The organism is Mycolicibacterium iranicum (assembly GCF_002101705.1).
Lineage (GTDB): Bacteria > Actinomycetota > Actinomycetes > Mycobacteriales > Mycobacteriaceae > Mycobacterium > Mycobacterium iranicum.
The window spans coordinates 1-20,379 of sequence record NZ_LQPC01000073.1 but is presented as its reverse complement, the minus strand read 5'-3'; the positions used below and the strand labels follow the sequence as shown (position 1 = coordinate 20,379).

The window sequence follows — 20,379 nt, the reverse complement described above, 5'->3', positions numbered from 1 at the left end:
AATGAGCGAGCCTTACTACATCACCACGGCGATCGCGTACCCCAATGGTGATCCCCACGTCGGTCACGCCTACGAATACATCGCCACCGATGCGATCGCGCGGTTCAAGCGGTTGGATGGTTTCGATGTCCGCTATTTGACCGGCACCGACGTGCACGGCCTCAAGATGGCCGAGACCGCCGCCAAGCTGGGCATGCCGACCGCGGAACTGGCCCGCGCCAACTCCGACGTCTTCCAGCGTCTGCAGGAGAAGCTGAACATCTCGTTCGACCGCTTCATCCGGACCAGCGACGCCGACCACTACGAGGCGTCGAAGGCGATCTGGACGCGGATGGTCGACGCGGGCGACGTGTACCTCGACAAGTACTCGGGCTGGTACTCGGTGCGCGACGAACGCTTCTTCACCGAGGGCGAGACGACTGTCGACGGTGACGGAATTCGGGTGGCCTCCGAAACTGGCACCCCGGTGACGTGGACCGAGGAGGAGACCTACTTCTTCAGACTCTCGGCCTACACCGACCGGCTGCTGGCCCTCTACTCCGAGCACCCCGACTTCATCGAGCCCGAGGTCCGGCGCAACGAGATCGTCAGCTTCGTCTCTAGCGGCCTGCGCGACCTGTCGATCTCGCGAACGACGTTCGACTGGGGTGTCCCGGTGCCCGACCACCCCGATCACGTCATGTACGTATGGGTGGACGCGCTGACCAACTACCTGACCGGGGTTGGATTCCCGGATACCGAATCCGAGGCGTTTCAGCGGTACTGGCCGGCCGACCTGCACATGATCGGCAAGGACATCATCCGGTTCCACACCGTGTACTGGCCCGCCTTCCTGATGTCGGCCGGCATCGAGCTGCCGAAAAAGGTGTTCGCGCACGGCTTTCTGTTCAACCGCGGCGAGAAGATGAGCAAGTCGGTCGGCAACGTCGTCGACCCGAACGACCTCGTCGACACGTTCGGGCTCGATCAGCTGCGCTATTTCCTGCTACGCGAGGTGCCGTTCGGGCAGGACGGTAGCTACAGCGAGGACGGCATCATCGGCCGCATCAACGCCGACCTCGCCAACGAGTTCGGGAATCTGGCGCAGCGCTCGCTGTCGATGGTCGCCAAGAACCTCGACGGCGTGGTGCCCACCCCCGGCGAGTTCACGCCCGAGGACTCGGAGCTGCTCGACGCTGCCGATGCGCTGCTGGAGAAGGTGCGAGGCCACTTCGACGCGACAGCGATGCATCTGGCCCTGGAGTCCATCTGGTCGGTGCTCGGCGCCGCGAACCGTTACTTCTCAGCGCAGGAGCCGTGGGTGCTGCGCAAAAGCGATCCCGCTAGATTCGCGACCGTGCTCTACACGACGCTGGAGGTGGTGCGGATCGCCGCGCTGCTCAGCCAGCCGGTGATGCCGGACGCGATGGCCAAACTGCTGGACCTGCTCGGCCAGCCCGCGAATGACCGCGCGTTCACCGCGATCCGGACGCGGCTGGCAGCCGGCACGGCGCTGCCCGCGCCGACGGGCGTCTTCCCGCGCTACCAACCGGAGTGACGCCCAAGGTGTGACGTGCATCACAGCATGTCACACATCGTCGCTCACCGGTGTCTTGAGGTCAGCCCGACCCGTTACGGAGTCGACAACCTCGAAGGAGATGCTCATGGGCGCGAAAGCTACGACTGTGCTGGTGATCGGCGGCGGATACGCCGGCGTAATGGCGGCCAACCGGCTGATGTCACGTGACGATGTGATGGTGAAGCTGATCAACCCCCGGTCCGAGTTCGTCGAACGCATCCGGCTGCACCAGCTGGCGGCCGCCGGCGACCCGCACAGCACGGTTGCGGTGACCGACTACGACACCGTGCTCAACGCCGGTGTGCAGCTGGTCGTCGACAGCGTCGCACGCATCGATGCCGACTCCCGTCAGGTCACGCTCGCATCCGGTGCGACGCTCGCTTACGACTACCTCGTCTACGCGGTCGGCAGTACCGGCGCCGTCCCGGCATCGGTGCCGGGAGCGCGCGAATTCGCTTACCCTCTCGGTGAATTGGAGCAGGCGACGCGTCTGAGGTCACGCCTGTCGGACCTTCCGGCGCGGGCGCCGATCGTCGTCGTGGGAGGCGGCCTGACCGGCATCGAGGCGGCAGCGGAGTTCGCCGAAGCGGGCCGGAAAGTCACCCTGGTCAGCCCCGTCGTCGGCCCGTCGCTGAGCAAAGCGGGACGCCGTTCGGTGACCAAGCGGCTCGCCAAGCTGAACGTCACGATCGTCGACGGACCGCAGGCCACCGTCACCGCCGTCGGCCCCGACCAGGTCGCCCTGCCCGGCGGCAGCACCCTACCGAGCGCGGTGACCGTCTGGACAGCCGGTTTCGGAGTTCCCGCGCTGGCCGCCGAGAGCGGGTTGACGACCGACGGGCTGGGCCGGCTCCTCACCGATGAGACGCTGACCAGCGTTGACGACGAACGCATCGTCGCCACCGGCGACGCGGCGTCACCGTCGGGCCTGCCCTACCGGATGAGCTGCCAGGCCGGGTTGCCGCTCGGCGCCCAGGCCGCCAACACGGTGCTGGCCAGGATCGCGGGCACCCCGCCCGCGGATGCCACCGTCATGATGACGGGTCAGTGCATCAGCGTCGGCCGCGGTGCGGGAACGGTGCAGTTGGCACGCAAGGATGACACTCCGATCAGCCTTTACATTGGCGGACGCACTGGCGCGCTCGTCAAGGAACAGGTGTGCCGGTACACGGTGAAGTGGCTGGCCGGCGAGGCCGCAAAACCGGGTTCCTACAGGTACTTCCGCGGGCCCGACCGTACCGATCTGATCGCCGCTGCACAGACGGTGCCGGTCCGATGACCGCGACTGCCGGAGACGAACACGCCGAGCGGTTCACGCACCTGCGGCCGCTGCTGTTCACAATTGCCTACGAGATCCTGGGCAGTGCAACAGAATCCGACGACGTGTTGCAGGAGAGCTACCTGCGCTGGGCCGAGGTCGACCTTGGTGCGGTCACCGACACCAAGGCCTACCTGGCCCAGCTCGTCACCCGGCAGGCACTCAACGCGCTGCGCGCCCAGTCGCGACGCCGCGAGGACTACGTCGGCCCCTGGCTGCCGGAACCCCTTCTCACCGAAGCCGATCCGTCCGCCGATGTGGTGCTGGCCGAATCGGTGTCGATGGCGATGCTCGTGGTGCTCGAAACCCTCAGCCCCGACGAGCGCGCGGTATTCGTGCTGCGGGAGGTGTTCGGATTCGGCCACGACGAGATCGCTGCGACGCTCGGGAAGTCGGTGACCGCGGTGCGCCAGATGGCGCATCGCGCGCGCGAGCATGTGCAGTCGCGCCGCAAACGCTTCGAGCCGGTCGACCCCAAGGTCTCGAACGAGATCACGACGCAGTTCTTCACCGCGGCGGCGACCGGGGACCTCGACGGGTTGATGGGAATGCTTGCGCCTGATGTGGTGTGGACCGCAGACAGCGACGGTAAGGTCAGCGCCGCGCGCAGACCCGTCGCCGGGGCCGAGCGGGTGGCGAAGCTGATTCTGGGCCTCATCCGTCTGGGCGGACCGGACGGCCGCGCAGAACCAGGGATCTACAACAACGCCCCCGCCCTGGTGCTCTACACCGGGGACAAACTCGAAGGCGTCGTCTCGGTCGAGGTGATCGACGGCAAGATCACCAACTTCTACGCGATGCGCAATCCGGAGAAGCTGGCTGGCGTGATGGAGCCGCGACGCATCAGCCGATAATGGGTCGGTGCGCATCGAGCGGCTCGGCGACCTGGGCCCTGCCCCGCAGGTCCTGCGGGCGCTGACCGCGGCCACCGCCCCACTGGGGCTGGCACCGCCCGCCGCGTTGATCGGAGACTGGTTCGGCGCGCGTGCGGTGATCGCGCCGTCGGTGACGGCAGCGCCTGTCGCCCCGTCGGAGGTGTTCGACGTAGCGCCCGGTCATCGAAGTGACGGGGCGGTCGGTGGAGGATGGTTCGGGTATCTCTCCTATCCCGACGCCGGTGCCGACGGGCGCGGATACCGAGTTCCCGAAGCGGCGGGCGGCTGGTCGGACTCGGTCCTCCGATGCGACAGGGAAGGCTGCTGGTGGCACGAAAGCCTCAGTGGCGCACCGATTTCTGCCTGGGTCGCCGATTCGCTGCGCACAGCTGCACCCCGCCGCACCGCCGCCGTCGAGTGGGGCGACGCCGACCGCGACGCCCACCAACGTGGCGTCATCGCCTGCCTGGACGCCATCGCGGCGGGCGAGGTGTACCAGGCGTGCGTCTGCACACAGTTCACCGGCACGCTCCACGGCGATCCCGTCGACTTCTTCGCCGAGGCGGTGGAGAGGACAGCGCCGTCGCGCGCGGCCTACCTTGCCGGCGATTGGGGTGCGATCGCATCGTTGTCGCCGGAACTGTTTCTGCGCCGGTACGGCGAGCACGTCACGTCGAGTCCCATCAAAGGCACTCTGCCGCGCGATGCGGACCCCGCCGCACTGCGCGCGTCGGTCAAGGACGTCGCGGAGAACATCATGATCGTCGACCTCGTCCGCAACGATCTCGGTCGGGTCGCGCGCACGGGTTCGGTGTCGGTGCCCGAGTTGCTGGCCATCCGTCCGGCACCGGGAGTCTGGCATCTGGTGTCGACGGTGTCGGCACAGGTGCCCGCGGAGCTGCCGATGGCGAGAATGCTGGAGGCGACGTTCCCGCCCGCGTCGGTCACGGGCACCCCCAAACTCCGCGCCCGTGAGCTGCTCATGGGGTGGGAGCCGCGAAGACGCGGAATCTACTGCGGGACAGTTGGATTGGCCTCACCAGTGGCAGGCTGCGAACTGAACGTCGCGATCCGCACGGTGGAATTCTCCGCCGACGGCGCCGCGGTGCTCGGCGTCGGCGGCGGCATCACCGCCGATTCCGATCCCGGCCGCGAATGGGACGAGTGCCTGCACAAGGCCGCGCCGATCGTCGGTGCGGCCGCCTACTCCCGCGCGCGCAGAACCGCATCGTAGAGCTCACGCCGCGACGGGGAGCCCGGATGGGCCGCGACCACCTGCGCGCACGCGTCCTTGACCCGCATGCCGTCGTCGTCGACAAGGCGGATCACCTCCGCGATGAGCGCGTCCGGGTCCGCCGTCGGCGTCGCGCCAGCGAGCACCACGGTGATCTCCCCCAGCACGCCGTCGGCCGCCCACTCGGCGAGTTCACCGAGAGTCCCTCGCGCGATCTCCTCGTGCGTCTTGGTCAACTCCCGACACACCGCGGCCCGCCGGTCCGGGCCCAGCACGTCGACGGCGTCGGACAGCGTGTCGGGCAGCCGGCGTGGCGATTCGAAGAACACACAGGTGCGCGGCTCGCCGGCCAGCGACTGGAGCCATGACGTCCGCGCTGCCTGCTTGCGCGGTGCGAAACCCTCGAAGCAGAACCGCTCCGATGGCAGCCCGGCGACAGCCAGGGCTGTAATGACCGCGGACGGTCCGGGCAGGCACTGCACCGGTAGCGCGTTTTCCGCGCAGGCTGCGACCAAGCGATAGCCGGGGTCGCTGATCAGCGGCATTCCGGCGTCGCTGACCAGTAGCACCGTCGCTCCGCTGCGAATGTCGTCGAGCAGGGCAGGCACCCGGGAGGCCTCGTTCTGGTCGTAGAGGCTGACGATGCGGCCCACCGGCTTCACCTCGAGCGCGGTGGCCAGCGTCCGGATCCGGCGAGTGTCCTCGGCAGCGATGACGTCGGCGCTTCCCAGCGCCCGGATCAAACGGACGGATGCATCCGACGGCTGTCCCAGCGGCGTGGCGCCCACGAGCAGTCTGCCGGCCGTCATCGGAGGGCAGGAGCAGAGCGACAGGGGATCAACACAGCAGACAGCCTACGATCGCATGCGTGACCGCCCCGACCGACGAGCTCTCCAGGAGCGGGCGCACAGTCCCAGTCATCAGCCCTGGCCCCGTCGTGCCCGTCGCCGACTTCGGGCCTCTCGACCGTCTGCAGGGCTGGGCGATGACGGCGGTGATCACCGCACTTGCGGCCGTCACGCGATTCCTGAACCTCGGCTCACCCACCGACGCGGGCACCCCGATCTTCGACGAGAAGCATTACGCGCCGCAGGCATGGCAGATGGTCCACAACAAGGGGCTCGAAGACAACCCCGGCTATGGGCTGGTCGTGCATCCGCCCGTCGGCAAGCAACTGATCGCCATCGGTGAGGCGATCTTCGGCTACAACGGGCTGGGGTGGCGGTTCTCCGGCGCCGTGTGCGGGGTGGTGCTGGTCCTGCTGGTAGTCCGGATTGCCCGGCGCATCAGCCGGTCGACGCTGGTCGGCGGTATTGCAGGGCTGCTGCTCATCGCCGACGGTGTCAGCTTCGTGACCGCGCGGACGGCACTTCTCGACGGATTTCTGACGGTGTTCGTGGTCGCGGCGTTCGGCTGCCTGATCGTGGACCGCGATCAGATACGCGAACGGATGCACCTCGCCTTCCTGGAAGGCCGCATCGCCGAAACCCCGTGGGGACCGCGGCTCGGGGTGCGTTGGTGGAGGTTCGGCGCGGGGGTGCTGCTCGGGCTGGCCTGCGCCACCAAGTGGTCGGGGCTCTACTTCGTGATGTTCTTCGGCGTCATGACGGTGGCGTTCGACATCGCCGCGCGGAGGCAGTACCGAGTGCCGCGGCCGTGGCTGGGGACGTTCCGGCGAGACGTGGGGCCGTCGCTGTACGCGCTGGTGCTGATCCCGTTCGGCGTCTACCTCGCGTCGTACACGCCGTGGTTCGCATCCGAGACCGGAGTCAACCGCCATGAGGTGGGCCGCTCGATCGGCCCGGACAGCGTGCTCCCCATCCCCGATGCGTTGCGGTCGCTGTGGCACTACACCTACGCGGCGTACCGATTCCACTCCGGGCTGACGAACGCTGACGGCAACCACCACCCGTGGGAGTCGAAACCGTGGGCGTGGCCGATGTCGCTGAGGCCGGTGCTCTATGCGATCGACTCCGAGAACGTGTCGGGCTGCGGGGCGCAATCGTGCGTCAAGGCGGTGATGCTGGTCGGCACGCCCGCGATGTGGTTCATCGCGGTGCCGGTGCTCGCCTGGGCGGTGTGGCAGACATTCGTGAAGCAGGACTGGCGCTACGCCGTGTTGCTGGTCGGCTACAGCGCGGGCTTCCTGCCGTGGTTTGCCGACATCGACCGGCAGATGTACTTCTTCTATGCCGCCACGATGGCGCCGTTCCTGGTGGTGATTCTCGCGATGATTCTGGGCGACATTCTGTACAAACCCGGCCAGAATGCCGAGCGCCGAACGCTCGGCCTGCTTGTGGTGTGCATCTACGTCGCAGTGGTCATCACGAATTTCGCGTGGCTCTACCCGGTGCTCACCGGTCTGCCGATCTCGCAGCAGACGTGGGACATGCAGATCTGGTTGCCGTCCTGGCGCTAGGGTCGCTGCCGCCGAACTGCATTTCGCGAAACCGCCATGACGGTAGCTCGCGAGCGCATTTCACTACCGTGGTGGCCGTCTCGCGAGGTGTCAGAGCGGATCGCGGCCTGCCGGGCAGGACATGCAGCGCGGACCGCCACGGCCGGTGCCGAGTTCGGAGGCCGAGATCGGCAGCACCTCGATGCCCGAATCCATCAGCCGCGCATTGGTTTCCGTGTTGCGCTCGTATGCCACCACCACACCGGGCGCGAGTGCGAGCGTGTTATTGCCGTCATCCCACTGTTCCCGCTCGGCGGTGACGGGATCGAGACCGGTGTCGATGACCCGCAGCTTGCCGATTCCCATCGCGTCGGCGGCGGCGTCGACGAATGGCGCAGCCCTGTCGATCGTCACGCCTTCGGCCCGGCGACGAATCGTGAACGCCGTCAACGAGTCCTGAATGTTCGGGTACATCACGACGGCGTCCTTGTCGACCATCGTGCACACTGTGTCGAGGTGCATCTGGGCGCGCTCCTGCGCTATCGGCACCGCCAGTACGGTATGCGCAAGATCATCGTCGAACAGGCTGCGCGCCAACGCTTCTGCCCCTGCCGGCGTGGTTCTCTCCCCAACCCCGACGGCCACAACGCCGGGCGCCAGCAGCAGCACGTCGCCGCCCTCGATCGGAGCCGACCGCGACTCATAGGCCCGCCGCACCCCGAGGAACCGTGGGTGATGCGCATAGATCAGATCCGTCAGCGACGTCTCGCGCACCCTAGCGCGCATCGCCAGCGACGTGATGGCAACGCGCGGCCCGATCCAGAACGACGAGTCCCGCGTGAACAGCAGGTTCGGCAGCGGGTCGATCACGAAATCTCCGCCATGGTGCATGCGCCGCACCAGCGAGAGCTCGTTCTCCCCGAACGGCAGTTCGTCGAAAGTCATTCCGGCCATCAGGATCCGGGCCAACGCCGGAGCGTCGAGGGTGCGCAGGTAGGCCGAGAGCTCTTGAGCCAGCGGCGCGCCGAGGCGACGAGAATCGACCGCGGCAGAGATGCCGTGCATGCGGGCCGCTCCGCTCTTGGCAAGCGCCTCGGTCAGCAGATCGCCGAGCACGAGCACCTCGACACCCCGCGACCGCAACAACTCGGCGAACGCATCGTGTTCCTGCTGCGCCCTGGCCACCCACGGCAGCCCGTCGAAAAGCAGGGTGTCGTTGTTGCGCGGCGTCAACCGCTGCAGCTCCGGCCCTGGTCGGTGCAGGATGACCACCCGAAGCGTGCCAACCTCCGAATTGCACCCGAGCACCGCATCCGTCACATCTAGCACCGTAACCCCACGGACCACCTCAACTATGGTTTAGGTCATGGAGTGGCCGCACGAGTTGACGCCGAGCGAGATGTCGGCGCGAAGCGGGGTCGCCGTTTCCGCGCTGCATTTCTACGAGCGCGAAGGGCTCATCACCAGCAGACGCACCGGCGGCAACCAGCGACGCTATTCACGAGAGACGCTTCGCCGGGTGGCATTCATCCGGATGTCGCAGCGTCTCGGGATCCCCTTGGCGCGCATTCGCGAAGCCCTGGCCACCCTGCCCGACGATCGCGTGCCGACCAGCAAGGACTGGGCGCGACTGTCTGCCGGATGGCGTGAAGACCTCGAGGAGCGGATCCTTCACCTGCAGCGGCTGCGCGACAACCTCACCGGATGTATCGGCTGCGGCTGCCTCAGCCTCAAAGTGTGCGCTCTTGCCAACCCCGGTGACGTCCTCGCCGACGAGGGTCCGGGCGCGGTTCGCCTCTGACCATTTCGAACGCCTGTGCGATAGACTGCGCGGCATGGAGCAGGCTCTGCAAAGCTCGCTTTTCGACCAGTCCGATCGGCGAGACCTCGGCAACGGCGCGTGGCTCGAAGTGCGTTCCGGGTGGTTGTCGCAAGACGATTCGCCCGATGACACCCTCTTCGGCGAGCTGCGCGACCAGATTCCGTGGCGGGCCGAACGTCGCCAGATGTATGACCGGGTGCTCGACGTCCCGCGTCTGGTCAGCTTTCACAATCTGGTGGACGGCACAGTCCCCCACCCGCGGCTCAAGCAACTCCGCAGAAGGCTCAACGACGCCTATGCCGGTGAGCTCGGCGAGCCCTTTGTGACGGCGGGTCTGTGCCTATACCGCGACGGCAACGACAGCGTCGCCTGGCACGGCGACAACATCGGCCGCAGCAGTACCGAGGACACCATGGTTGCCATCGTCGGCCTCGGTGCGACAAGGGTCTTCGCGTTGCGACCGCGCGGCGGCGGACCGTCTCTGCGATTGCGGCACTGCCACGGTGACCTTCTGGTGATGGGGGGGTCGTGTCAGCGGACCTGGGAGCACTCGATCCCGAAGACCACCAGGCCGACCGGGCCGCGGATCAGCATTCAATTCCGTCCACACGACGTGCGCTGATCGTCTTCCGCCTGTGGCACATCCGTCGGATTCCTCAGCGCGGCTCGTCCCTCGCCGCTTGATCGTCATCCGCCCTTGACAAGCTCGACTGTCTGCGTGACGAGATCGCGGGCCCGCTGAGTATCCACGTTCGCAAGAGGCCTGTCCGCCACCACGAGGGGATTCGCCGTGACGATCACGATGAAGTTCCCGAAGCGGGCGACGTAGTTGTAGAGCTCGCCGGTTCGTGGTCCTTCCCCGGTCATGGTCTGCAGCACGCGGTGCGTCCCGACGACGTCCACGCCCTCGATCTGCGGCGCCTCCACCACCTCGACGAGCCCGCCGATCCCCTGGCCTCTGAACGTCACCTTCTGACACTGCTCGCTCGGGTTATTCGCCGGAACGGGCTCGGAGGTCTCCACGGCAAGGGCGATGTAGCGCATGCCGTCTCCCTCGGCGGTCGTGGCAGCCATGTTGCCTTTGACGCCCTCGGGAATCGTCTGCTCGCCCGCGGACGTCCCGCAATCTGCGGGGTCGAAAGTCAGTCCGGGCGGCAGCTTCTGCGCTTTCAGGAACTGCGGGTCGATTGCCGCGGGGCCGACGGTTTTCACCGTGAACGGCGGCGGGAAACCCGCCTTCACCTCGGCGACCCGCGCGATATCGGCGTTCGACAAGTCGTCGGGTTGGCTTGCGTTGCACGCCGACAAACACAGTCCGACGACCGCCGTCATCGTGATCGTCAGACGCTTCCGGGGGTTCGACATCGCCGCCAATGTACCTGCGCTGCCGAGTTCAGCCGCGCAGCGTGGACACCGTTTTGACGAGCAGATCCGATGCGAATCCCGTCCCGAGGGCGGGCTGAGGAGAACCCGGATCGGTCACGACCGCGACAAAGCACACGTATTCGCCGAGGTAGGCGACGAATGTCTCGGCATGCAACCGGGTTTGGGTGCCACCTTCGACGACGGTCGTCGCCGCGGTGTTCATCCCGATCGTGTCCGCAGCCGCGATGTCGGGACCCGGCAGCCCCGTGACCGTGCCCGTCGAGGGGCCCGAAGTCACCGTCCACCGCCCGCAGTCGGCCACCACCGCCGGATCGGGCACCGCGCCGGGACTTGCGCTCGCGACGACGGCGTAGACGATGCCACCGGGTCCCGATGCCGTCCACCCCACCGTCGTCGCCGCATCGACTGACGGCGCTCCCAACGTCGCACACTGCACCGGATCGGACACCGCGGAATCCCGGAAACCCCACGCCGCGAACGGTGCTGGCGCGCCGGTATAGCCGGTTACCTCGTAACCGGCAGGCAGATCATCGCGGGCTCGGTCGATCCGGGCCGGGTTGACCGTCAGGTTCGCAGGTACCTCCGGCACCGGAGGCGGCGGAGGTTGAGATGGCTGCGCGCAGGCAGCACACAGCAGAACCGACACACATGCGGCGGTGAGCCTCACGCGCTGTTGATACCACGCGTGCGCGGCGCGGAGGCCTCAAGCAGCTTCGGCCGCGTCGCTTTCCGGCTCACTCTCGTCGTCGGCGGCAGGGTCCTCCACCGGGGGAGCCTTTTCCTCCTCGACGTCGGCGTTGCTCTCGGGCTCGGCCGGAAGCTCATCGTCGGCGGCCGGCGGCTCATCGTCGGCGGCCGGCGGCTCGTCGTCGGCGGGCGCGATCTCGTCGTCAGTGTCCTCGCGCCGTGCGGCGCCTTCGGCCTCGTCAGCGACGACGGTGGCGACCTCTGCGCGCTCCGGGTCAGGCGAAGCCGAATCCGACTCGGACGCAACAGGTTCAGCGTCCTCCGCTTCCTCCGGCTCGGAGAGCAGCTCTGGCCCGCCCACCCCGAACGGGCCTGGATCGGTGGTGCCGAGAACACGCCCGAGCCCGAATCCCTCGGTCAGGTTGTCCACCGCGACCGGAATTGATGCGACGAGGTGGACGACCATCCCGACGAAGTCCCTGAACGGACGCCAGCTCGCCGGCGTCGGAACACCCGGTCCGATGTCACGGTCGTAGGCGTCCTCGATGATGACCCGCAGCGGCGCATCGAGCGCCTTCAGGATCGGCTTGGGAACGAACAGCTGGAACGGCTGCAGCAGCGGCACGGTGTCGGTCTCGATGAGGTAGTACCTGGTGTCGCCCTCACGCCCCTGGTACTGAGCCTCGGACAGCGGGACGTTCACGGTCTCACCGTGGAGCATGCCGTAGCCCAGAAGGGCATTGAGCGTGGCGATCAGGTTGAGTGGCCGCACCGGGAAGTCGCCGCCCAAGCCGTCGTACTGCCGGGCGATGTCGATCGTTCGGTAGACGTCGTCGACGCTGTCGGTCGGTGACGCACCGGGGAACGGGATCCCGAGAATCGGGATGGTCGGCCAGTCGTCGAAGCGCATCAGGATCCCGCCGTTGGGCCGCATCGAGTTGGCATCGAGCAGGAACGACACCGGCGGGGCATCGGGCCCGTACTTCTCGATCAACTCACGCTTCAACAGGGACGCGATCACGGCGCTCTGCGAATAGCCGAACACCACCTTCGCGTCGTCGACTTCCGGCGCGACCGAGCCGACCATTGGATCCTGGTTGAACACGCAGTCGGACGCCGCCGCCACGCAGAGCCGCAAGTTTGCCAGGCCTTCGGCGAGCGACTTCTCGAAGGTGAGCCGCCCGAGCGGGAAGAAATCCTCCGGCGTGTAGACCGCGACCGCGTTGGTCACCGGGCCCGATCCGCCGAACGCCGGGTCGAGGAGACCGGTCACAGCATTGTCGAGGTAGTCCTTGACGAAATCCGGGGGGTCCTTCGGGCCGATCAGCGGATGGAACGACCCGCCCATGATCAGCGCTGTCGTATTCGCCGAGAGGATGATGGCTCTGGGCACCGCCCATGACAGCGCGGTGGCAACCACGCAAGCGACTGCACAGCACACCGCCACGAGCGAGCGAACAAGAATTGCCATGCCCCAACCCCCAACCCATCCCATCCGTACAGCTCACCTGTACCACTCGGACTGCATCGGCGGGAGGTTTCGGCAAACGACGTAATCGACAGTCCAGCTAATTGACTAGCCTTGACCCCTGACGAACAGGAGATCCCATGACCTTCGGCAAGCGCGCCAGCACCACGATCGTTGCCGCGATACTCGGAATCGGGCTGTCGGCCTGCGCGTCCGACACCTCGGGCGAGGCCCAGAAAGCAACGGACACCTCGGCGTCGTCCACGACGCAGCAGTCGGCCACCAGCTCGCCGGCGGCGCCACCGGCGTCGCAGACGCCACCTGCGGCCGCTCCCGGGATGACGCTTGACCAGTACATCCTGGACAACAACATCGACTCGTCAGGGGTCCTCAAGGGCGAGGACGGCGCGCCGACGATCACGCTGCCCATTCCGCCGGGCTGGGAGGCTGCCGGACCTCGCGCTCCGCGCGGCGCGTACGACGCTCTGGTCTACACCGGGCCGCCGCCGTCCCAGAGCCCGCCGACGATCGTGGCGTACGTCGTCAAGCTGACCGGCAACGTGGACCCGGCAAAGGTCCTCGAGTACGCCGCCAACGAGACGCGGGTCCTTCCGGGCTTCCAGGGCGCCAACGAAGGCAAGCCCAGCACCCTCGCCAACTACGAGGCATCGCAGATCGGTGGCTTCTACACCAAAGACGGCGTGGAACTGCTGATCGCTCAAAAAACCGTGGTGATTCCCGCCCAGGACGGCTTGTTCGTTCTCAAGATCACTGCCGAGGGTGCCGAGGATTATGCGATGCCGCTGATGGACGCCACGGCAGCGATCGACGAGCAGACCACGATCACGGCCTAGCGTTCAGGCCCGCGACAACGCTGACGCTTCGGCTACCTGGTCGGGGCTGGGACGCACCCCGGTGTAGCGCTCGAACTGCTCGGCGGCCTGCAGCGCGATCACTTCGGCGCCGGTGACGACCTGTGCACCGGCCGCCCTGGCCGCCTTGATCAACGGCGTTTCCGACGGAAGCGCGACCACGTCGAATACCGTGCGGGCAGCCGCGATCGTCCGCTCATCGAACGCGACGTCGTTTTCTTCGGGCCCACCGGACATGCCGATCGGCGTGACGTTCACGATGATGGGGACGGTCAGCGATCCGACCTCCGGCCGGTACTCGTATCCGAGTCGATCAGCCAGTGCCGCACCGGTTTCGGCGTTGCGGGCGACGATGAAGCCGGTGGTGAAACCGGCGCCGGAGAACGCGGAGGCGACGGCCTTGGCCATGCCGCCGCTGCCGCGGATCAGCACCGGATCATCGGTGTCGAGGCCGTACTGCGCGATGAGGCGTTGCACGGCAAGGTAATCGGTGTTGGACGCCGTGAGCCTGCCGCCGTCGTTGACGATCGTGTTGACCGACTCGATGGCCCGCGCCGACGGCTCGATCTCGTCGACGAGGGCCAACACGTCTTCCTTGAACGGCATCGACACCGAGCAGCCTCGGATGCCCAGAGCGCGCACACCGCCGATGGCTGCCGCGATGTCGGTAGTGGTGAACGCCTTGTAGATGAAGTCCAGCCCGAGCACGTCATAGAGATGATTGTGGAATCGGGTGCCGATGTTGCTCGGCCTGCCCGACAACGAAATGCAGAGCCGCGTGTCTTTGGAAAGCGGCGGTCTCATCAGCCCACCGCCCGGATCGCCTGCCGCGCGACATCGCGGATCTGCTGCACCAACTCTGGGGTCAGCCCCAAGTCGTCGGCCGAGGGCACCGGGATCGCTGTCACGACCACACCGAGATCGTCGCGGTGCCAGACCGCGCCGAAGCGGTCCAGAATCGCCCGCATCGGGACGTTGTCGGTGAGCACCCGAGCGGTAAACCGGCGCACCCCGTCGTAGCCCGCCGCGACGGAGATCGCCGCCATCAGGAACGTGCCGATGCCCTTGCCCTGGTAGGCATCCCCCACGATGAACGCGATCTCGGCTTCGGCGGGATCGTTCTCGTCGCGGACGAACCGCACGTCGGCCACCACGGGACCGTCGGGCCCATCAGTCAGGACGAACACGAAGTGGTCCTGATAGTCGACCTCGAAAAGGTAGGCCATCAACGTCTTCGACGGCGACTGCACAGACTGGAAGCGCCGGTAGAGGGTCTCGCCGGAAAACTCCACCGGCCCGTTGGTGGTGCGCTCGTTGTCGCCCGGCAGGACCGGCCGCAGATGCAGGACGGTGCCGTCCCGCATCGGTACAGGGATGGGCGTGATGAACGCAGCCAGGCGTTGCCGAGCGGTGCGCACCAGCCTGTCCATCAAGCCCGGCACCTCGAGCATCGTCGAGAACGCCTCGCGGCCGCCGACCCAGCCGGTCAGCGCCTCGGTGGCGACGACCGTCGCCGTGCGGGGCGCGTCGCGCAACAGCGCTATCTCGCCGACGATCAAGCCGGGCTCGAGCGCGATGACGGTGTCGTGTCCGTCGACGCCGATGTGGGTGACTTCCGCGCGGCCGGATCCGATCAACAGGAACGAGACCGCAAGCTCGCCCTGTTGCATGAGCACCTGGCCCGGGGCCGCAGTCAGCGGGCGCAGCCGTGCGGCCAGCGGCACGAGAGCTTCGGTTCTGATGCCGTCGAAGACGGCCAGCGCGGCGAGGTCATCGGCGCGAACGACAGCCAGCCCGGACACAGTAACGAGGCTACGGGCGGTCGGGAACCACCGGCAAGGAAGCGGTGAGACCGCCAGCAAACGGTTGGTGTGAGTTGGGTTCCAGGGGGGCGGCCCATCTACTCGGCGTACACCGGCATGTTGGATGACAGATAACTCACCGGCGACGGGATGATGTGGCATGCAGCGGGATGACGGACGCGCGGATCACTACGAGTGGTTCAGCGGCTTTCTTGAAGCGCGTGGTGTCACGCTGCCTGTGCGCCTCTTCGTCACCGCCCTCACGCTGTCGATGGCGGCCGCCGTTCTCGTCCTGCTCAACAGTGCGGGAGGGCCGACGGAACCACCTCAGCGCACGATGATGTGGGCTGCCGCTGCCGGTGGTGTGGCGGGTGCGGCACTGTGGCTGCGAGGGTGGCCGACCAAGACTCAGTCGGCCGGCTTCGTAGTGGTGACGAGCATTTCGATCGCGCTCGCCTGTCTGGCCTATCCGGACCCGCTGGCCGCGCTGCTGGGATGTGTCGCCTTCACCACCAATGGCGCCATCAGCGCGTTCTTCCACACCCTGCGACCGGTGCTCGCCAACGTCGCGATCGCCGCCGGGGTGGGTGCGTACGAGGCCATCCAGCTCGCCGCGCAAGGACGCACAGCACTTGCCGCGGTCGACTTCTTCCTCATCATGCAGATCAACATTGGCGTGCCACTGGCCATCCGCCTCCTGCTGCATGCGCTGGAAGGCGATCTTTTCCACGCCGATCTGGATCCGTTGACCGGACTTCTGAACCGGCGGGCGTTCGGCAGACAGATGGTGAGCCTTCTCTCGCGCCGCTACGAATCGGACCGTTACCTGGTGGTGGCGCTGCTCGATCTCGACAACTTCAAAGCACTCAATGACGAGCACGGACACCTCGCGGGAGACCGGGCGCTGGTCGCGGTGGCGGACGCGCTGCGGGCGACCGCGACGCCAACGGCGGTCATCACTCGCAGCGGCGGGGAGGAATTCCTGATCGCCGACGTCTCGTCGTCACCCCGGGCTGCCATCCGCTTCGAGGACGTGTGCGACGCGATCGCTGCGCTCCCGGTGCGCGTGCGGGCCAGTGTCGGGACGGCGTTCACCGAACTGACCGGTACATCCGCACAGGCCCTCGAAGCCGCCGTCGACCACCTGATCGCAGCCGCCGACACTGCGATGTACCGTGCAAAACGTAACGGGGGCAATCAATGTCACCATCACGGAGTCTGGCCCTCGCCTGGGTCGACGTCATGATGCCGTGACGAAAGGGAGTGAAAGAACGTGCGGACGTTGATCACGGGAGTCGACGCGGACGGCCGGTCCTGCGTCGTGAGTCAGGACGAGCTGACACTGGACCGGCTGGCGCCGGGCTTTGCCATGGGCATTCCGTTCGCGACGTCGCAGAGCCCTCCGCCCGCCCGTCCTGCCGGCAGCGCGCCGCTGATCGACCAGGGAATCGCACCCGGGTTGGTGCGGTGGATGTTCGTCGAACTCGGCCCACATTTCGAGACGCCGATGCACCACACCGACACCCTCGATCTGCAGACGGTGCTTTCCGGCAGCGTCGACCTCGTCCTGGACGACGGTGCCCACCACCTCGAGCAGGGTGACCTCGTGGTGTTGACGGGCGTGGACCACGCCTGGCGCGGCGGTCCCGACGGCTGCCGGCTCAGCGCCGTGCTGATCGGCACCCCGCCGCCGACCGAGTGACGCACGCGATATTGCTAGCACCCTAACTATTAGGGAACTATCTAACTATGGTTGCCTCCGCCGCCGCCGAAGTGGATCCGCTCGCGCTCGAACGTCAGGTCTGCTTCGCGCTGGCGACCACCAACAGGGCCGTGCTGGCGGTCTACCGTCCACTCCTGGAACCGCTCGGCCTCACCCATCCGCAGTACCTCGTCATGCTGGCGCTGTGGGACCACCATAAGAAGTCACCGACGAGGTCCGCGTTGTCGGTGAAGGCGATCGCGACTGCGCTGCAGTTGGATTCGGCCACGCTCTCGCCGATGCTCAAGCGACTCGAGACCCTCGGTCTGATCACCAGAGCCCGCAACGCCGCCGACGAGCGGTCCACAGATGTCCAGCTCACGGACAAAGGAGCAGCCCTGCGCGAACAGGCGCTGAGCATCCCGCCGGCCGTCGTCGCGCGCCTCGGTGTCGACCTCGCCGAACTCGAACACCTTCACACAGTCCTGACCCGCATCAACTCGGCCGCGTTGGCGGCCGGGGCGCTGCAGTCCTGAATCGCGCAAAGGAGCGCCGATGACCCCCCAAGAGCCAGCGGGCACCGACAAGCCCAGCCTCTGGCAATACCTGCTCTACAGCTACGGCAAACGACTTCCCGCGACGATGAACCGTTGGGTCGCAGAGGATCTCGCGGGCCAGGGCGCGGTGCGGCGGCACATGATCCGGTATGCGATTCCGCCGCTGATCATCCTCGCTCCGCTGTGGTTGCTTCCCGCGCCGATCTACATGCGGCTCGAGATGACCGCGCCCATCTACATCTGGGCGCTGCTCATGGCGTTGGCACTGAACAAGGTGTGGCGCAGGCACCGACTGGCGCGCCACGGGCTGGACCCCAACCTTGTCGACGTCATCAAGCGCAAGAAGGACGCGAAGATGCACGACGACTACATCCGCAAGTACGGTCCTCGCCCCGACGACGCAAAGTCGCAGTCGAACAGCAGTCCGTTCTGACAACACATCTTGACGCGATACGTATGGTCATGCGTAAGGTCGGTGCATGCCGAACTCGGTCGATGTCGACCTGACCGACCTGGACCGGTTCACCACCGGTTTCCCGTTCGAAGTTTTCGACGTGCTGCGGCGCGACGCCCCGGTCTGGTGGCACCCACCGACACCGCACTCCCCTGGCGGCGAAGGCTTCTGGGTGCTGAGTCGACATGGGGACATCGTCGCGGCGGCCGCCGACAGCGAGACGTTCTCGTCCGAGACCGGAGGCGACCGCCAGGGCGGGGGCACCACGCTCGAGGACATGCCGATGGGCTTCGCGGTCGGCGCGCTGCTCAACATGATGGACGACCCGCGGCACGCGCAGTTCCGCCGGCTGCTGGCACCCAGCACGACACCCCGCGCGCTACAAGCCATCACCGACGACCTGCGTCGGCGCGCGGTCGGCATCGTCGACGCGGCACTGACCAAGGGTGAGTGCGACTTCCTCATCGACGTGGCCGCCGAGTTGCCGCTTCAGGCTGTGGCCGAACTCGCCGGGGTGCCCCAGGAAGATCGGCACGAGTTGATGAATTGGGCCAACGTCACCCTCGACTACGAGGAGCGCGAGATCGGCCAGGTCAGTGACCGCGTCGCCCAGGCGCAGGCTCAGATGTTCACCTACGGCACGAAACTGTTCGAGCGCAAGCGCAGTGAACCACCGACAGCGGACCTGCTGTCGATCGTCACCCATTCGACGATCGACGGTGCACCGCTGAGCGAGAACGAGCAGCGCCTGTTTCTGAGCCTGATCATCGCCGCGGGCAGTGAGACGACCCGCAACTCGATCGCGATCGGGATGTCGGCGCTGAGCGAGCGACACGAAGTGTGGGACCGCCTGCGAGACAACAGAACTCTCCTTCCGGCCGCGGTGGAGGAGATGCTTCGGTGGGCCTCCTCCACCCCGTACAACCGGCGGACCGCGACCAGGGATGTCGAGCTGCACGGGCAGCACATCAAGGCGGGCGACAAGGTGAGTCTGTGGTGGGCGTCTGCGAACCGCGACGAGGAGGTCTTTACCGCGCCCTACGTGTTCGATGTGGCCCGGAACCCGAACCCACACCTGGCGTTCGGCCGCGGAATCCACTTCTGCCTCGGGGCGTCCTTGGCCCGGATGGAGATGGCGGTGATGTTCGACGTGCTGCTTGACAAGGTCGGCAGGATCACGCCGACGGGGCCTGTCGAGTATGTCCGCAGCAACAAGCACAGCGGTGTTCGGCACATGCCGGTCACCGTCGAGCCCCGCGCCGAGCGGCGTTCGTGACGGCTGCGCGACCCCCGAGCCGGTCACGACCCCCATGCCGCCGAAACTGCATTCCGTGCGGTATTGCCGCGAAAACGACCGCATGGAATGCAGTTTCGGCGGGGAAGACGCGCTGATTGCCCGAAAGTCGTAACCTGAAACCCTTGGCGAGCGATCAAAGAAGAGCACGCGGTGGGCGAATTCGCGGTCGCATCCTCTGGTCGTGGCGGTAAGGGGGAACGGGCATGAAGAACATGACGATGATGGCGTTGGCCGTCGCGGGGGCGTCGTTGGTGTGCGCGCCGGTTGCCGCCGCCAGTGAGGATGCGTTCCTCGCAGCAATCGACTCGCTCGAGTACTACGCGATCAACTGCCCGGGGTGTGCCGAGGATGCCCTCGGTGTGGGTTACCGGGTGTGTGCGGCGTTCGACTCCGGCGGGGAGAGCGCGGCGATCGCCGAAGTGCTGAAGTCCTACAACGGTCCCGGGCAGACGCATCCGGAGTACTACGCGACCCTGTTCGCGCAATACTCCGCGTATGAGCTGTGCCCTCAGCACAACGGGAAAATCGACCCCATCTGACCGGGGTGTCAGCTACTCCGCCGCGCGGAAGTACGGTTCGACCGTGCCGTTGAGCTTCATGACCATCGGGTTGCCGCGACGGTCCTTGGCGGTGGGCACTTCCACCCGCACCCAGCCCTCGTCCACGTTGTATTCGAGAACGTTGGTTTTCTCGGCGCCGTTGAAGCGAATCCCGACACCTCGGCTGAGCACCTCTTCGTCATAGAGAGGGCTGCGCGGATCAATCGAAAGGGCATTCGGCGGAACGTCGGCGATCTGGTCCTCGGACATAGTGGCTAAAACCTACGCGACCCCGACCGGCGCAACCAATTCGCAGAACTGCCGACGTACTGAGTGGAGCTAAGGGTGTCTGAGTTCATGACATAGGTGACAGATGAGTCGCGTCATGCGTGACATCTGGAACACTGGTC

The 20,379-nt window shown here is 66.7% G+C and carries 22 protein-coding genes; 14 read left to right on the top strand and 8 right to left on the bottom strand.

Annotated elements, in window-relative coordinates; genetic code table 11:
- Position 1: 1 nt before the first annotated feature.
- The 4 genes from metG (at position 2) to AWC12_RS28700 (ending at position 4,985) form a co-directional block, all read left to right on the top strand.
- Positions 2–1,537 carry a methionine--tRNA ligase gene (gene metG, locus AWC12_RS28715; RefSeq protein WP_024448057.1) on the top strand — a complete coding sequence of 512 codons (1,536 nt, stop codon included), beginning with the start codon at positions 2–4 and terminating at the stop codon, positions 1,535–1,537.
- 106 nt (positions 1,538–1,643) lie between these two features.
- Entirely contained in the window at positions 1,644–2,837 is a 1,194-nt protein-coding gene (locus AWC12_RS28710) for an NAD(P)/FAD-dependent oxidoreductase (protein WP_085178304.1), read from the top strand.
- Positions 2,834–3,730: an RNA polymerase sigma-70 factor gene (locus tag AWC12_RS28705; protein WP_085178273.1), complete on the top strand. Its 897-nt coding sequence runs from the start codon at positions 2,834–2,836 to the stop codon at positions 3,728–3,730. The genes AWC12_RS28710 and AWC12_RS28705 overlap by 4 nt, the downstream gene beginning before the upstream one ends.
- A gap of 7 nt (positions 3,731–3,737) precedes the next feature.
- Positions 3,738–4,985 carry an aminodeoxychorismate synthase component I gene (locus tag AWC12_RS28700; RefSeq protein ID WP_085178272.1) on the top strand — a complete coding sequence of 416 codons (1,248 nt, stop codon included), beginning with the start codon at positions 3,738–3,740 and terminating at the stop codon, positions 4,983–4,985.
- Here AWC12_RS28700 and rsmI read toward each other — a convergent pair.
- Positions 4,955–5,794, bottom strand: coding sequence for a 16S rRNA (cytidine(1402)-2'-O)-methyltransferase (rsmI, locus tag AWC12_RS28695; protein WP_085178271.1), 840 nt, complete (start codon positions 5,792–5,794; stop codon positions 4,955–4,957). The genes AWC12_RS28700 and rsmI overlap by 31 nt on opposite strands.
- A gap of 59 nt (positions 5,795–5,853) precedes the next feature.
- Here rsmI and AWC12_RS28690 point away from each other — a divergent pair, with 59 nt between their 5' ends.
- Positions 5,854–7,404 (top strand): dolichyl-phosphate-mannose--protein mannosyltransferase, encoded by a 1,551-nt coding sequence (locus AWC12_RS28690; RefSeq protein ID WP_085178270.1) that lies wholly within the window; start codon positions 5,854–5,856, stop codon positions 7,402–7,404.
- Between the two features lie 90 nt (positions 7,405–7,494).
- On the opposite strand, the gene arcA is transcribed toward AWC12_RS28690, so the two are convergent.
- Positions 7,495–8,703 carry an arginine deiminase gene (gene arcA, locus AWC12_RS28685; RefSeq protein WP_085178269.1) on the bottom strand — a complete coding sequence of 403 codons (1,209 nt, stop codon included), beginning with the start codon at positions 8,701–8,703 and terminating at the stop codon, positions 7,495–7,497.
- A 46-nt stretch (positions 8,704–8,749) separates the two neighbouring features.
- On the opposite strand from arcA, the gene soxR reads away from it, so the two are divergent.
- Both soxR and AWC12_RS28675 read left to right on the top strand, forming a co-directional pair.
- Complete coding sequence (gene soxR / locus AWC12_RS28680; RefSeq protein WP_085178268.1) at positions 8,750–9,184, top strand: redox-sensitive transcriptional activator SoxR; 435 nt, start codon at positions 8,750–8,752, stop codon at positions 9,182–9,184.
- Between the two features lie 34 nt (positions 9,185–9,218).
- On the top strand, positions 9,219–9,827 hold the full coding sequence (locus tag AWC12_RS28675; RefSeq protein ID WP_024448065.1) for an alpha-ketoglutarate-dependent dioxygenase AlkB: 609 nt from the start codon (positions 9,219–9,221) through the stop codon (positions 9,825–9,827).
- Between the two features lie 65 nt (positions 9,828–9,892).
- Here AWC12_RS28675 and AWC12_RS28670 read toward each other — a convergent pair whose 3' ends face one another.
- The 3 genes from AWC12_RS28670 to AWC12_RS28660 are packed head-to-tail and all read right to left on the bottom strand — an operon-like array spanning position 9,893 to position 12,698.
- Positions 9,893–10,570 carry a DUF5642 family protein gene (locus AWC12_RS28670; RefSeq protein WP_085178267.1) on the bottom strand — a complete coding sequence of 226 codons (678 nt, stop codon included), beginning with the start codon at positions 10,568–10,570 and terminating at the stop codon, positions 9,893–9,895.
- Between the two features lie 28 nt (positions 10,571–10,598).
- A complete protein-coding gene (locus AWC12_RS28665) occupies positions 10,599–11,258 on the bottom strand; it encodes a DUF5642 family protein (RefSeq protein WP_085178266.1) in 660 nt (219 codons plus the stop codon).
- Between the two features lie 36 nt (positions 11,259–11,294).
- Positions 11,295–12,698, bottom strand: a complete 1,404-nt coding sequence (locus AWC12_RS28660; protein ID WP_234814200.1) for a PE-PPE domain-containing protein — start codon at positions 12,696–12,698, stop codon at positions 11,295–11,297.
- A gap of 188 nt (positions 12,699–12,886) precedes the next feature.
- On the opposite strand from AWC12_RS28660, the gene AWC12_RS28655 reads away from it, so the two are divergent.
- Positions 12,887–13,600 (top strand): LpqN/LpqT family lipoprotein, encoded by a 714-nt coding sequence (locus AWC12_RS28655; RefSeq protein ID WP_085178264.1) that lies wholly within the window; start codon positions 12,887–12,889, stop codon positions 13,598–13,600.
- Positions 13,601–13,603: 3 nt separating this feature from the next.
- Here AWC12_RS28655 and AWC12_RS28650 read toward each other — a convergent pair whose 3' ends face one another.
- Together AWC12_RS28650 and AWC12_RS28645 are read right to left on the bottom strand one after the other, a co-directional pair.
- Positions 13,604–14,422, bottom strand: coding sequence for a shikimate 5-dehydrogenase (locus tag AWC12_RS28650; protein WP_207576502.1), 819 nt, complete (start codon positions 14,420–14,422; stop codon positions 13,604–13,606).
- A complete protein-coding gene (locus tag AWC12_RS28645) occupies positions 14,422–15,420 on the bottom strand; it encodes an acetyltransferase Pat (RefSeq protein ID WP_024448071.1) in 999 nt (332 codons plus the stop codon). The genes AWC12_RS28650 and AWC12_RS28645 overlap by 1 nt, the downstream gene beginning before the upstream one ends.
- A 160-nt stretch (positions 15,421–15,580) precedes the next feature.
- Between AWC12_RS28645 and AWC12_RS28640 the strand changes: the two genes are divergently transcribed.
- From AWC12_RS28640 to AWC12_RS28615, 6 genes are all read left to right on the top strand, one after another.
- Positions 15,581–16,666 carry a GGDEF domain-containing protein gene (locus AWC12_RS28640; protein WP_024448072.1) on the top strand — a complete coding sequence of 362 codons (1,086 nt, stop codon included), beginning with the start codon at positions 15,581–15,583 and terminating at the stop codon, positions 16,664–16,666.
- Between the two features lie 27 nt (positions 16,667–16,693).
- On the top strand, positions 16,694–17,122 hold the full coding sequence (locus AWC12_RS28635; RefSeq protein ID WP_085178262.1) for a cupin domain-containing protein: 429 nt from the start codon (positions 16,694–16,696) through the stop codon (positions 17,120–17,122).
- A 47-nt stretch (positions 17,123–17,169) separates the two neighbouring features.
- The gene (locus tag AWC12_RS28630) at positions 17,170–17,658 is read left to right on the top strand and encodes a MarR family winged helix-turn-helix transcriptional regulator (RefSeq protein ID WP_085178261.1); all 489 of its coding nucleotides are present in this window, start codon (positions 17,170–17,172) and stop codon (positions 17,656–17,658) included.
- Between the two features lie 19 nt (positions 17,659–17,677).
- The gene (locus AWC12_RS28625; RefSeq protein ID WP_024448075.1) at positions 17,678–18,112 is read left to right on the top strand and encodes a DUF5313 domain-containing protein; all 435 of its coding nucleotides are present in this window, start codon (positions 17,678–17,680) and stop codon (positions 18,110–18,112) included.
- A 46-nt stretch (positions 18,113–18,158) separates the two neighbouring features.
- Positions 18,159–19,409, top strand: a complete 1,251-nt coding sequence (locus AWC12_RS28620; RefSeq protein ID WP_085178260.1) for a cytochrome P450 — start codon at positions 18,159–18,161, stop codon at positions 19,407–19,409.
- A gap of 224 nt (positions 19,410–19,633) precedes the next feature.
- On the top strand, positions 19,634–19,969 hold the full coding sequence (locus AWC12_RS28615; protein ID WP_051226831.1) for a DUF732 domain-containing protein: 336 nt from the start codon (positions 19,634–19,636) through the stop codon (positions 19,967–19,969).
- Between the two features lie 12 nt (positions 19,970–19,981).
- Here the strand turns inward: AWC12_RS28615 and AWC12_RS28610 are convergent, their stop codons facing one another.
- Positions 19,982–20,239 carry a DUF3297 family protein gene (locus AWC12_RS28610; protein ID WP_024448077.1) on the bottom strand — a complete coding sequence of 86 codons (258 nt, stop codon included), beginning with the start codon at positions 20,237–20,239 and terminating at the stop codon, positions 19,982–19,984.
- Between the last annotated feature and the right edge of the window lie 140 nt (positions 20,240–20,379).